This window comes from Streptomyces sp. NPDC014882 (assembly GCF_043081325.1).
Taxonomy (GTDB): Bacteria; Actinomycetota; Actinomycetes; order Streptomycetales; family Streptomycetaceae; genus Streptomyces.
Genome location: NZ_JBIBWL010000009.1, coordinates 239,987 through 253,030 on the forward strand (window position 1 = coordinate 239,987; position 13,044 = coordinate 253,030).

The 13,044-nt window shown below is 71.5% G+C and carries 12 protein-coding genes; 7 read left to right on the forward strand and 5 right to left on the reverse strand.

Annotated features, from left to right (window positions below):
- Window positions 1-200: 200 nt before the first annotated feature.
- From ACF09K_RS21905 to ACF09K_RS21915, 3 genes are all read right to left on the reverse strand, one after another.
- Window positions 201-482, reverse strand: coding sequence for a DUF427 domain-containing protein (locus ACF09K_RS21905; protein ID WP_392245859.1), 282 nt, complete (start codon window positions 480-482; stop codon window positions 201-203).
- The gene (locus tag ACF09K_RS21910; protein ID WP_392245861.1) at window positions 482-1,021 is read right to left on the reverse strand and encodes a DUF1697 domain-containing protein; all 540 of its coding nucleotides are present in this window, start codon (window positions 1,019-1,021) and stop codon (window positions 482-484) included. The genes ACF09K_RS21905 and ACF09K_RS21910 overlap by 1 nt, the downstream gene beginning before the upstream one ends.
- 186 nt (window positions 1,022-1,207) lie before the next feature.
- Window positions 1,208-2,173: a glycoside hydrolase family 6 protein gene (locus tag ACF09K_RS21915; protein WP_392245863.1), complete on the reverse strand. Its 966-nt coding sequence runs from the start codon at window positions 2,171-2,173 to the stop codon at window positions 1,208-1,210.
- Window positions 2,174-2,546: 373 nt separating this feature from the next.
- Here ACF09K_RS21915 and ACF09K_RS21920 point away from each other — a divergent pair, with 373 nt between their 5' ends.
- Window positions 2,547-3,560: a LacI family DNA-binding transcriptional regulator gene (locus ACF09K_RS21920; RefSeq protein WP_392245864.1), complete on the forward strand. Its 1,014-nt coding sequence runs from the start codon at window positions 2,547-2,549 to the stop codon at window positions 3,558-3,560.
- On the opposite strand, the gene ACF09K_RS21925 is transcribed toward ACF09K_RS21920, so the two are convergent.
- Together ACF09K_RS21925 and ACF09K_RS21930 are read right to left on the reverse strand one after the other, a co-directional pair.
- The gene (locus tag ACF09K_RS21925; protein WP_392245866.1) at window positions 3,496-3,714 is read right to left on the reverse strand and encodes an endo-1,4-beta-xylanase; all 219 of its coding nucleotides are present in this window, start codon (window positions 3,712-3,714) and stop codon (window positions 3,496-3,498) included. The genes ACF09K_RS21920 and ACF09K_RS21925 overlap by 65 nt on opposite strands.
- A gap of 340 nt (window positions 3,715-4,054) precedes the next feature.
- Window positions 4,055-5,692 carry a glycoside hydrolase 43 family protein gene (locus tag ACF09K_RS21930; protein WP_392245868.1) on the reverse strand — a complete coding sequence of 546 codons (1,638 nt, stop codon included), beginning with the start codon at window positions 5,690-5,692 and terminating at the stop codon, window positions 4,055-4,057.
- 364 nt (window positions 5,693-6,056) lie between these two features.
- Between ACF09K_RS21930 and ACF09K_RS21935 the strand changes: the two genes are divergently transcribed.
- The 6 genes from ACF09K_RS21935 (at window position 6,057) to ACF09K_RS21960 (ending at window position 12,387) form a co-directional block, all read left to right on the forward strand.
- Window positions 6,057-7,703, forward strand: a complete 1,647-nt coding sequence (locus ACF09K_RS21935) for a glycoside hydrolase family 27 protein (RefSeq protein ID WP_392245870.1) — start codon at window positions 6,057-6,059, stop codon at window positions 7,701-7,703.
- A gap of 31 nt (window positions 7,704-7,734) precedes the next feature.
- Window positions 7,735-9,039, forward strand: coding sequence for a cellulose binding domain-containing protein (locus ACF09K_RS21940; protein ID WP_392245872.1), 1,305 nt, complete (start codon window positions 7,735-7,737; stop codon window positions 9,037-9,039).
- Between the two features lie 497 nt (window positions 9,040-9,536).
- Window positions 9,537-9,740, forward strand: a complete 204-nt coding sequence (locus ACF09K_RS21945) for a cold-shock protein (RefSeq protein WP_023586116.1) — start codon at window positions 9,537-9,539, stop codon at window positions 9,738-9,740.
- 345 nt (window positions 9,741-10,085) lie between these two features.
- Entirely contained in the window at window positions 10,086-11,579 is a 1,494-nt protein-coding gene (locus tag ACF09K_RS21950; protein ID WP_392245874.1) for a DEAD/DEAH box helicase, read from the forward strand.
- Between the two features lie 45 nt (window positions 11,580-11,624).
- On the forward strand, window positions 11,625-12,029 hold the full coding sequence (locus tag ACF09K_RS21955) for a CBS domain-containing protein (protein ID WP_392245876.1): 405 nt from the start codon (window positions 11,625-11,627) through the stop codon (window positions 12,027-12,029).
- Window positions 12,030-12,078: 49 nt separating this feature from the next.
- Window positions 12,079-12,387, forward strand: a complete 309-nt coding sequence (locus ACF09K_RS21960; RefSeq protein WP_392245877.1) for an SCO5918 family protein — start codon at window positions 12,079-12,081, stop codon at window positions 12,385-12,387.
- Window positions 12,388-13,044 lie beyond the last annotated feature (657 nt).

The window sequence follows — 13,044 nt, forward strand, 5'->3', positions numbered from 1 at the left end:
GGCACGCGTCGGCCGGGCAGACGGACAGGACAGCGGCGGGGCTTCTCGACCAGGTTCCTACGAGGTCACGGACGCCTGTCCGGTCGCGTGCGAGGCGGCTTCTCCGAGCGGATCGACGAATCCAGTACAAGACGGTCGAGACGTCCGTCGGTCGGTCCGTGAGCCAGACCTGTCGGAGAAGCCACGTCACCTTCTCACCGTCAGTCCTCGACGGTGACGCCTCGCCAGAACGCGACATGGTGGCGGATCCGCGCGGCGGCCTCCGACGGCTCCGGGTAGTACCAGGCGGCGTCCGGGTTCGACGCCCCGTCGACCCGCACCGTCCAGTACGAGGCGGTGCCCTTCCACGGGCAGAACGTGGTGGTGCCACTGGCCACGAAGTAGCGGCGGTCGATCGACTCCGGCGGGAAGTAGTGGTTCCCCTCCACCACTTCGGTGTGCTCCGATTCGGCGAGCACCGCGCCGTTCCATACGGCGCGCATCAGGACGCCATCTCGTGCAGGGCGTTGACGGACTTCCAGTTGCGGGTGGTGGCGACGATGCCGAGCCGGCGCTCGATGAACGCGTTGTTCAGCTTGGTCCGCCCGTAGCCGCCCGGCACGTGCAGGTGGATCTCGTCGCCGAGCAGGGTGAACTCGGCGGTCTCCCCGGGGGGCGTCCGCAGGGCGGCCGCCTGCTCGGCGGTCGGCGTCCCGGCGAGGAAGGTGACGTGCAGCTTGGTCGGGTCGTCCTCGCGGTCCAGGTACGGGTTGGCGGCGACCGTCCGGCCCAGGGACTCGCCAGTGCGCAGCAGCACGCCGGCCGGTACGCCCAGTCCGTCGGCGAGGCGCTTCTCGATCCGCTCCCGCAGTTCGCCGGGCGCGGCCCCCGCCGGGTCGGCGAACACCACGTTCCCGCTCTGCAGGTACGTCCGTACCTCGTCGAAACCCAGCTCGCCGAACAGCTCGCGGAGATCCTTCATCGCGATCTTGGCATGGCCACCGACGTTGATGCCGCGCAGCAGTGCGACGTACTTCGTCATGCCCCTCACCCTTCCACACGCCTGTGGCATCGACAAGGAAGGACCGGGGCGGTGACGAGCCGGCCGGGGGAGCGCCCGCCGCCCCGGCGGACCACCGCCCGTCCCGGCGGACCACCGCCCGTCCCGGTGGTCCGCCGCCCGTCCCGGTGGAGTACCGGTCACCCCGGCGGGCGGCGGAGTCCCGGATCAGTAGCCGTAGATCATCTTGTAGGCGACCTCGGGGAGGAACTGCCCGGCCGTGGAGCCGGATCCGACGCCGCAGTTGCCGTCCGACTCGCCCGGGACCTTGATCCACAGGAGCATCTCGGCTCCTCCGCCCGTCCGGGTGGGCGTGCCGATGCGGCGGCCCGAGGGGTTGCACCACTGTCCGTCGGAGCCGTTGCCGTTGCGGCTGGTGTCCACGACGAACGGCTTGGTGTAGCCGTAGCGGGCGCCGAGTTCGCTGTTGACGGCGTTGCCGTAGGCGGTGTTCTCCGCGGTGGTGAAGTAGTTGGAGACGTTGAGCGAGAAGCCGTGGGCCTGACGGAGGCCGGCTTCGTGGAGGCGCCGGGCCATGGTCGCCGCGTCGACCCAGCGCGGGTTGCCGGCGTCCATGTAGACCCAGGTGTTGGGGGCCTGGCGGTTGAACCGGGTGAGGGCGTCCGTGAGCATGGCCTCGCGCTCGTCGATCTGCGCCTGGTTCATGCAGCCGTAGTCCCCGAGGGAGTCCGGCTCGAGGATGACGACGGCCGGGCGGTTGCCGATCCCGCCGGCGAACCGGCCGATCCAGTCGGCGTAGGCGGACGGCGAAGCGGCTCCGCCGGCGGAGTGCCCGCCGCAGTAGTCGCGGTGGTAGACGTTGTAGGCGACGAGGAGGGGCAGCTTGTCCCGCTGGTCCGCGGCCCCGACGTAGGCACTCGTGGCGCTGTCGACGGCGCCGCTCCAGGAGCCGAACCAACGGGCCGTCGGCGTGTTGGCGATGGACGCGTTGATCGCGGCCGCCCGGCCGTCGCCGGGGTTGGCGGCCACCCACCTCTTCGCGCTGGAGTCGGGGTCCACGTAGAACCCGCTGGTCATGGTGGTCGGGTCGGCCGCGTGGGCGGACGGTGCGGCGGCGAACGCCAGCGGCAGGGCGAAGAGCGCTGCGGCCAAGGCGCGGAGTCTGCGGCGCATGACGGAACCTCGTTCTCCTGGCAGGGATGCCCCGCACGCTCTCGTCCCGAGCGTGCGAGGCGCTGAGGAAGTGCGGTGGTGCGACCATGTCTGGGAGCGCTCCCACTGGAAGCGCTCCCAACAACGCGGCAAAACTGTCGGGATGTGATCGGTATGGTGTGACGGGGCGGTTGGACTGTCAAGGGTCAACGCGCAAGCGTCCTCTGCGACTTGTGTGTCGGAGGGCCTGTGGCTCGGAAGCTGGAAGCGCTCCCGGTCGGCCGGTCGCTGACGGCCCTCGGCGTTCCCCCTCGTCCTCCACCGGGCGGGTGGCAGCGGCACGGGCCGAGGTGAGACGCTGCCCGTCCGGTCGAGACGGAAGGGCCCGTGGTTCATGGCAGAGGGTGTGCCGCGTCGGCAGCCGACGCTCGACGAGGTGGCCGAACGCGCCGGTGTGTCCCGCTCCGTGGCCTCCCGCGCCCTCAACAACGCTCCGCACGTCAGCCGCGCCAAGCGGGAGGCGGTCGAACGGGCCGTCCGGCAACTCGGGTACGTACCCAACCCGACCGCGCGCGCTCTGGCCACGCGGCAGACGGGAGCGGCCGCCCTGGTCGTCTCGGGAGAGGATCCGTCGATCTTCGCCGATCCCTTCTTCGCCCGGGTGATCGTGGGGGCGTCGGCCGCCCTGGAGGAGGCCGATCTGCATCTGATGCTGTGCCTGGCCGCCTCCGACCGGGGCCGCAAGCGGGTCGAGGAGCTCCTTCGCTCCAAGGGCGCGGACGGGGCCATGCTGATGGCGCTGCGCGAGGACGATCCGCTGGCCCGCATGGCCGACGAGGCGCAGATGCCCGTCGTGTTCGGTGGCCGCCCGGTCGGTCCGGCTCCCCGGTGGTACGTGGACGTCGACAACGCCGGTGGAGCACGCGAGGCGACCGAGTACCTGCTCTCGCGCGGCCGGAGGCGCGTGGCCGCGATCTGCGGGCGTCTGGACACCGAGGCCGGGCGCGCCCGGTACCGCGGCTACCGGGACGCCGTGCTGGGCGCCGGCCTCGATCCGTTCCCTCCGCAGGAGGGCGACTTCACCGAGCCCAGCGGGGCCGGCGCCATGGCCGCACTGCTGGCGGAACACCCCGGCGTGGACGGGGTGTTCGCCGCCAACGACAACATGGCGGCGGGAGCGCTGCGCACGTTGCGGGAGGCCGGCCGACGGGTCCCCGCCGACGTCGCCGTGGTCGGCTTCGACGACCTGACGGTCGCCCGGATCGCCGATCCGCCGCTCACCACCGTCCATCAGCCCGTGGAGGCCTTCGGACGGGAGATGGCGCGCATGCTCGTCGCGCTCGTCAACGGGCGGGAGCCCACCCCGCTGATCCTTCCGACCCGCCTGGTCGTCCGCTCCAGCGCCTGACGGCGTCGACGATCCGGTCCGCGGGGCCGAGGTCGAACGAGCCGCGGGACGGCCCGGTCGCGTCCCGCTTCATCTCGGTCCCGGGGGTGACCGAGGTGAACCCGCGGTCCGGCAGAGCGGTGCACGTGCCGTCACCGAGCCGTCCGGTGGCCACGGCGGTGCCGAGGAACCGCCGTGGCCGCCGGACCGGGCCGCCTGAGGCCGCCCGCCCCGGGCCGCCCCGGGCCGTCCGGGGCGGACGGAGGCGGACGGAGGCCTGGACGGCGTCGGGTGCGTCGGTCGCGATACCGGGGGTGTCACCAGGAGGGTGGCGGCCGGCAGGCCCAGGACGCAGACCCAGGACGCGGGCCCAGGACGCGGGCCCAGGACGCAGACCCAGGACGCGGGCCCAGGACGCAGACCCAGGACGCGGGCCCGGCGTCGGCCGGGCCGCTCCGGCGGGTTCACGGTTCTCCTCGCAGGGGTGGGGCCGGTGGTGGGTTCGGCGGATCGGTTCAGGGTGCGGACAGCTCGAACCGCGCGACGCGGACCGCGCCGCCGAGTGCCCGGGTGGCGTGGTTGAAGAGGGCGAACCGGTAGCCCATGAAGAACCGCCAGTCGTTGCCCAGGGAGAAGGCGGGCCCGAGGCGGGTGAAGGTGGTGCCGTCGGTGCTGTAGGAGAAGGTGCCCGGGCGGGGCGCGCCGGGGCGGATGTCCGCGTTCGCACGCAGCCAGATCCGGCCGCCGGAGACGGACGCGCCGGCGAGTTCGGTGCCGGTGTGGGTGGTGTTCCAGCTGGTGTCCATGGCCAACCCGCCGACCATCACGACCCGGGTCACGCCGCCGTCGCGCTTGAGGCCGATCCAGGCGGAGGAGTCACGCAGCAGCGCGAGTCCGGCCCGGTCGCCGTCCCGCATCGCCGAGAAGTCGAGCTGGACGGTCGCGGTGGAAGTGGGTCCCTGGATGCGGTGGGTGAGGGTGTTGCGGGCCCAGTAGAGGTCGTTGGTGACGGTCGCGGTCCGCAGGGTCAGGCCGCCGCCGACCGACCACCTGGTGTCGTCCGGGTTGTGGTTCCACTCCCACCTCGGTGTGAGGGCCGTGCCGTCGAAGGTGTCGACGCCGGTCATCGGGGTGACCGGGCGGGGCGGAGCGGGTACGGCCGGGCTGGGGTACGACGTGCCCCACGCGCCGTTCACCAGTTGCACGACGGGCCAGCCGTCCGGGGTCCAGGTGACCGGTGCCAGGGCGGGCACGCGGCCGCCGGGGTACGCGTCGACGAAGGCCAGGTAGTACCAGGCGCCGCTCTGCGTCTGCACCAGGCCGCCCTGGTGCGGGACGCCGCCGCCGGGGATCGGTCCGCGCAGGTCGAGGAGGACCTGCCGCATCGTGTACGGACCGAAGGGGCCACCGGACGACTTCAGGACGTACTGGCCGTTCGCGGGGCGGGTCAGGAAGATGTAGTACTGCCCGTTGATCCTGTAGAAGCGGGCGCCCTCGAGGGTGCCCACGCTCGACGGCGTCCTGAACACCTCCTGTGTACGGACCTGCTCGCGGCCGTCGGGCGAGAGCCGGGCCACGCTGATGACGGTGTTCCCGTACGCCACGTACAGGGAGTCGTCGCTGTCGACGAGCAGCCCGGCGTCGTAGTAGGGGGTGCCGATCGTCGTCAGCCTGTTCCACGGCCCCTCCACCGCGGTGGCGGTGTAGACGTACGTCCGGGCGAAGTCGATCTGCCCGAGCCAGTAGAAGGTCCTGTTGCTCGGGCGGTAGGCGAGTGACGACGCCCAGATTCCTCTGACGTAGCCGCGGGCGCCGTTCAGGTCGTACTTGGCGCCGAAGTCGAGGCGGGGCACCGAGTGGCCGGCGATCTCCCAGTTCACCAGGTCGTAGGAGCGCAGGACGGGTGCGCCCGGCGAGTAGTGCATCGTCGAGGCCGAGGCGTAGTAGGTGTCGCCGACGCGGATGACGTCGATGTCGGCGAAGTCCTGCCAGATCACCGGGTTCGTGTACTCCGCGGCGGCCGTGAGAGCGGGCCCGTGGGACTGGTGGGCCCCGTGGGCCGCGTGGGGGAGGAAGGCGCCGGCGGCCAGGCCGGTGGCGGCCGCGAGCGTACGGCGACGGGTGAGATTTTGATGCGTCCATGACATTTCCATGTGGGCTCTTCTCGGCTTCGCGGAGCGCGGAGGGCTTTCTGGTGTTCGAAATGTCGAATGTGGATCGGTCTGTCGAGCATTTTGGATGATAGGAGGCCGGTGCACTCCGTCAACCCCTCTCGCAGGGTTCGCTCGCTCCGTCGAAACATTCGGAAAATCCCGGTGTCGAGTCTCCCCAGGTGAGCGCCCCGGCGGCGCGGACGTCCCGCCGCGCGGCCTCCTGGCGGCGCCGTGAAGTCGGCCCGACGCGTGGTGTTGACATGTCCAGGCTCCTCTCTAGGATCCGTGGGGCCGCTTCGAGTTTCCGAATGCTGCTCGAAATTTCGAACCGCTCTTCTTCCGCTGCGTACCGAAGGAGTCCTTGGTGCCCAGACGATCAGGCGGACGACTGATCCGCCTCCTCACGGCCGCCGCACTGACGGTCACCGCGTCCGTGACCGCCGCCGTCCAGCCGACCGCCTCGGCCGCACCGGGCAGTCCGGCGGTCACCCCGCCACTGGGGTGGAACAGCTGGAACAGCTTCGGGTGCGGGGTCACCGAGGCGCAGGTCCGCCAGGCCGCCGACGCGATGGTGTCCTCGGGGATGCGGGACGCCGGCTACCGGTACGTCGTGGTCGACGACTGCTGGTTCGACCCGCAGCGCGACGCGGCGGGCAACCTGCGGGCCAACCCCACCAAGTTCCCGAGCGGAATGAAGGCGCTCGGGGACTACATCCACGGCAAGGGGCTGAAGTTCGGCATCTACCAGGTGCCGGGCGAGCGTACCTGCGCCCAGGCGACGGGCAGCTACCCGGGGTCCACGGGCAGCAGGGGACACGAGGCGCAGGACGCCGCCGCGTTCGCCTCCTGGGGCGTCGACTACCTCAAGTACGACTGGTGTTCGTCCAGCGGCACCCGGGACGAACAGGTCGCCCGGTTCACCCTCATGCGCGACGCCCTGCGTGCCACCGGGCGGCCGATCGTCTACAGCATCAACCCCAACAGCCTGCACGCCATCACCGGCGCCGACCACGACTGGGGCGGGGTCGCCGACCTGTGGCGGACCACCGAGGACCTGCTCGACATCTGGCAGAACGGCAACACCAACAGCTACCCGATGGGCGTCGGCAACGTCCTGGACGTCACCGCGCCCCTCGCGGCGCAGTCCGGCCCGCGGCACTGGAACGACCCCGACATGCTGGTCGTCGGCCGTCCCGGCCTGTCACTGACCGAGTCCCGCTCCCACTTCGCCCTGTGGGCCCTCATGGCCGCCCCGCTCATGGCCGGCAACGACATCCGCACCATGTCCGCCGACGTGAGCGCGATCCTGCGCAACCCGCGACTGCTGGCGGTGAACCAGGACCCGCTGGGCGCGGGCGGGCGCAGGGTGCGCGACGACGGCACCACCGAGGTCTTCGCCAAGCCTCTGTCCGACGGTTCGGTCGCGGTGGGCCTGTTCAACCGGGGCGGCGGCACCGCCACGGTCACCACCACGGCCGCGCAGGCCGGCCTGTCGGGCGGGCCGTTCACCCTCACGGACCTGTGGACCGGCGGCACGTCGAGCACATCCGGGCAGATCTCGGCGAGCGTCCCCGCGCACGGCGTGGCCGTGTTCCGGGTGAGCGGTGGCACCCCCGTGGCCTCCACCACCTCGCGGCTGCGCGGCGACGCGTCCGGCCGTTGCGCGGACGTGGACAACGCCTCCACCGCGGCCGGGGCCACGGTGCTGCTCTGGAACTGCCACACGGCCGCCAACCAGCTGTGGACCACCTGGGCCGGCGGTGAGATCCGCGTCTTCGGCGACAAGTGCCTGGACGCCTACGACCAGGGCACCGCCAACGGCACCCGCGTCATCACCTGGCCCTGCAACGGCCAGAACAACCAGAAGTGGACCGCCGGTTCCGACGGGACGATCCGCAACGTCCACGCCGGACTGTGCCTCGACGCCGACCGGGCCGGCACCGCCGACGGGACCCGGCTGGTCCTGTGGGCCTGCAACGGCCAGGCCGGCCAGAAGTGGACCCGCACCTGACCGACCGCGTGACGAGAAGAGGAGTTTCACGATGACGAGGACAAGAACCCTCGTGTGGCCCGCCGTGGTCGCGGTGCTGGTCGTCCTGAGCCTGGGAGGCACGGCCCTGGGCCACGACCGGGGCGAGAACGCCCCGCCGACGGCCGCCCGCCCCGCTGCCGCGTCCGTCGGCGCCGCCGCCGCTCCCAGTTCCGGTTGCGGCAGGACCCCCACCCTGACGAGCGGGACGCACACGATCCTCAGCGGCGGGAAGAACCGGAACTTCATCCTGCGGATCCCCGACGGGTACGACCGCGGCCGCGCCCACCGGCTGGTGTTCGGGTTCCACTGGCTGGGCGGCACCTCGACCGACGTCGCCACGGGCCGCACCGTGGAAACGGGCACCTGGGCCTACTACGGGCTCCAGCGGCTGGCGGGCGAGAGCACCGTCTTCGTCGCCCCGCAAGGCCTCGACAACGGCTGGGCCAACGCCGGCGGGGAGGACGTCGCCTTCGTCGACGACATGATCAGGCGGATCGAGGCGGACCTGTGCGTCGACACGACACAGCGTTTCGCCCTGGGCTTCAGCTACGGCGCCGCCATGTCGTACGCCCTCGCGTGCTCGCGCGCGACGGTCTTCCGCGCGGTCGCGGTCCAGAGCGGCGGGCAGCTCAGCGGATGCGCGGGCGGCACCCAGCCCGTCGCCTACCTCGGAGTGCACGGCCTCAGGGACGGCGTCCTCAACATCTCCGGCGGACGGGCGATGCGGGACAGGTTCGTCAGGAACAACGGCTGCACCCCCCAGAGCCCGCCGGAGCCGGCACCGGGCAGCCTGACGCACCGGATCACCACCTACTCGGGCTGCTCGGCCGGGCACCCGGTCGCCTGGGCCGCGTTCGACGAGGGCCACATCGCCGCCCCGCAGGACGGGGCTCCCGGGGACAGCGGCTCCCGGACCTGGCTGCCGGGCGAGGTGTGGAGGTTCTTCGCACAGTTCCAGGCCTCCGACCCGCCGCCGGACTCGGCGTCCTGCCGGACCGCCACCACCGTCAGCGCCTGGAACACCGGCCTGACCTCGAACATCACCGTCACCAACACCGGCACCACCGCGATCGACGGCTGGTCCCTCGTCTTCACCCTGCCCGCCGGCCAGACCATCACCTCCGGCTGGAACGCCCGGTACGCGCCCGCCTCCGGCCGGGTGACGGCCGGGAACGTCGCCCACAACGCCACGATCCCTCCAGGAGCGTCGGTCGACATCGGCTTCCAGGCGACCCACACCGGCGACACCACCCCGCCGGACTCCTACACCCTGAACGGCACCGCCTGCGCCATCGCCGGGGGCGCGCGGAGCTGACCCGAGGTCCGACGCCCGAGCGGAGCATCGGCCGCCGACGAAAACCCTCGGGCGATCGGCGGGGGAGCGGCCGTGCTCCAGCGCCGGCCTGCCGGATCGAGCCGCCGGGCACCCTCCGACGGCGATGCCGTGGACGGCCGCGTCGGCGGTCGCGCCGCGTCGGCCGCGGTCGCGGCCGACGGCACCGTTCTTCCTGACCACATCGCATCCGGGTCAATCAATATCTGTCCCTGCGAGGTGAGAGTTTGACGGAGCGCGCGGTGAGAGTTTTTGCCGCAATGAACGGAGTGGAATTATGTGGCGTACACGGTCCGTTGCGGCGTGCTACTGTCGATCCCGGTTGCAGTTGTGGTTCCCGAAACTTCAAGTGCCCCGCCTCGTTCTTTCGGCCGGGAGCACTTTTATATTTCCGGTCATTTCCGGGCGGGGTGATCATCGCGGCGACACGGCGTCCGCGCAGCGCGGATCCCGATGTACTGCCCCAAAGGAGACATGACATGGCTGCCGGTACCGTCAAGTGGTTCAACGCGGAAAAGGGCTTCGGCTTCATCGAGCAGGACGGTGGCGGCGCCGACGTGTTCGCCCACTACTCGAACATCGCCGCGCAGGGCTTCCGCGAGCTGCTCGAGGGCCAGAAGGTGACCTTCGACATCGCACAGGGCCAGAAGGGCCCGACGGCCGAGAACATCGTTCCTGCCTGACCCTGACGCACAGACCGCAGCTGGGGCCCGCATCCTTAGGGGTGCGGGCCCCAGCTGCAAGCATCTCCCGCGGTGGTTTCCCCCGCGGGACGACTCGGAGGAATCCGTAGTCCCGCCACGCGCAACTCCTCCCTCGGTGACGCACGGACGTCCTGAAGGGCTGCGCCACGGCCGATGCCCGGATCTCACGTCCCCATCGCGCCACCCGTTTCAGCGCCCGTGCCCCCGGATTCTTCCGCCGGCCGGAAGCTGTTTTCTTTTGCCGCCGGTCCATACTTGTAATTCTCCGAGTAGCTCATTGCTGCGGGAATTCCTTGATATGTGCCACATCGAGGAAGGTTCCGCATGAACCGCACGTACACGAACGACCGCTCCGCCCGCTCCCGTGACGGCAGTGCCGACGCGGGAAGGGGCGGCGGCCGCTTCGGCCCGCAGGCGCAGCCCCGTTCGGGCGGCCCCGCCCGGTCCGGTGGTCACAGCCGCCGGCCCGCCGCGGCGCGGGGTGAGTTCGCACTGCCCAGGACGATCACCCCCGCACTGCCGGCCGTCGAGGCGTTCGCCGATCTCGACATGCCCCAGCAGCTGCTGGCCGAACTCGGCAGGCAGGGGGTGACCGTGCCGTTCCCGATCCAGGGCGCGACGCTGCCGAACTCCCTGGCGGGCCGTGACGTCCTGGGCCGTGGCCGCACCGGCTCCGGCAAGACCCTCGCGTTCGGTCTCGCGGTGCTGGCCCGTACCGCCGGACAGCGGGCCGAGCCCCGTCAGCCGCTGGCCCTCGTCCTGGTGCCGACCCGCGAGCTGGCGCAGCAGGTCACCGACGCGCTCACCCCGTACGCCCGCTCCGTGCGGCTGCGGCTGGCCACGGTGGTCGGCGGGATGTCGATCGGCCGCCAGGCCGGTGCCCTGCGCACCGGCAGCGAGATCGTCGTCGCGACGCCGGGCCGGCTGAAGGACCTCATCGACCGGGGCGACTGCCGCCTCGACGAGGTCGCCGTCACCGTCCTCGACGAGGCCGACCAGATGGCCGACATGGGCTTCATGCCGCAGGTCACCGCGCTGCTCGACCAGGTGAAGCCCGACGGGCAGCGGATGCTGTTCTCGGCCACCCTGGACCGCAACGTCGACCGGCTGGTGCGCCGCTACCTGACCGACCCGGTCGTGCACTCCGTCGACCCGTCGGCCGGCGCGGTCACCACGATGGAGCACCACGTCCTGCACGTCCACGGCGCCGACAAGCACGCCGCCACGACCGAGATCGCCGCCCGTGACGGCCGCGTGATCATGTTCCTGGACACCAAGCACGCCGTCGACCGGCTGACCCAGGACCTGCTCGACAGCGGGGTGCGCGCCGCCGCGCTGCACGGCGGCAAGTCCCAGCCGCAGCGCACCCGCACGCTGGCGCAGTTCAAGACGGGGCACGTCACCGTGCTGGTGGCGACCAACGTCGCGGCGCGCGGCATCCACGTCGACGACCTCGACCTGGTCGTCAACGTGGATCCGCCGACCGACCACAAGGACTACCTGCACCGCGGCGGCCGTACCGCCCGCGCCGGCCGGTCCGGCAGCGTCGTCACGCTGGTCACGCCGAACCAGCGCCGCGGCATGGTCCGCCTCATGTCGGACGCCGGGATCCGGCCGCAGACCACCCAGGTCCGCTCGGGAGACGAGGCACTGAGCCGGATCACCGGCGCCCAGGCCCCTTCCGGCATCCCGGTCGTCATCACCGCACCGGTGGCCGAACGCCCCAGGCGCAGCGCCTCCTCCCGAGGCCGGCGCCGCCCCTCCTCGACGCCCCGGCGGACCCCTGTGAACCGCCCCGTCCTCGACGCGGCGGCCTGAACCTTCGTGATCAGGAAGCTGACCCATCTCTGCAGGAGGCACCTTTTGACGCTGGTCCAGATGCAGTTCCGCCCGGCGGACTCCCACCCCGTGCACAGGACGGCGGTGGAGGTCATGGACGCGGCCGGACCGCAGGTCTGCGACGACATGAGCGTCGAGGTGGCACTGGCCGTCATGGCCGCCGCACGCACGGGCCGACTGGTCGTCTGCGACCAGGACGACCAGCGCATCGGCCTGGTGACCCGAACCGACCTCACCGCCGTCCGCGACAGCGGCGCTCGCACGGATCGCGTCCGCCTGCGCGACATCCTCGGCGACCACGGACCGTTCACCTCGCCCCTGACCGCGACGGGCGAAGCCGAGCACGGGACGCGCTCCCGTCGGCTCGGCGCCCTGCGCGTCGTCGAGGAGCAGGACAGCGCGCCGGGCGACCTCGCCCTCTCCCGCTGAAACGCCTCACCCCGGTCGGACCGTTCTTCCCTTCTCCCTGTGAGGCCCCATGCGCTGCGTCATCGCCCGCTTCCCCTTCGAGCTCACCAAGGGCGGGGTGCTGGAATCGATGAAGGGCGTCAAGCCCGAACCGGTCGTCGGGGAATCGGTGATCATCGGCCGCCGCCACTACCCCGTCAAGCAAGTGGGCCACGTCATCACCCGCCAGGACCGCCGTGACTTCAGCGCCGCCGAGGTCGTCCGGGCCATGACCCGGCTCGGCTTCACCTGCCGTGCCCTCCCCGAGGCCGCGACGGTGGGCGTCCCCGGCTCGCTGCAGTACGCCTCCGCGATGCTCGGCACCCCCGTGACGCTCTGACCGGAGCGACAGGCGCGAGCCGACATCCGACCAGCAGTGTGGGCCCGACCGGTACGCCGGTCGGGCCCACACCGCGTACGGCGGCCCCCGCCGTACGCGGGGCGGCCCGGCGAGCCGCGGTCTGCCCGGACCAGCCATGAACCGCTCGAGGCGGATTACCTCGCCCTCCGACACGCGGAAATCTGTGTCGGCCAGAGTAGACATTGGGTGTCGGCGTGGTTATGGTTTCTCTCGTAGCCGAGATCGAGCGAGGCCCGGCAGAGATGAACTGCCGGGCAGCAGTACCGCAGTTGCAGTTCGCAGGGCGGTGCGGTGGTGGAGTTCCGAAGCCAGAGCGGTTGCAGGACGGCGACGGGACTGACGACCGGACCGGGTGGCCCGCAGTGATCAGGGGCCGCCATGAGCAGTACCGCAGTGGCAGTACCCGTAAGGGAGAGTTCGCAGTACCCGGCAGCGAAGTAGGTGAGCAGCACCTCGGTGAAGGCGTCGGCTGCGGGCGCGCGCATCGGGACGTTCGGCAGTGGGGTTCCAAGCCAGAGCAGACGCACGACGGGCGACGGGGCTGGCTGCCGAAGGGTGGCGCTGTTCGAGGCCACCAGCAGTTCGCAACACCAGCAGTTCGCAGTTTCCGTCAGTGAGCAGTTGATCAAGAGGGAA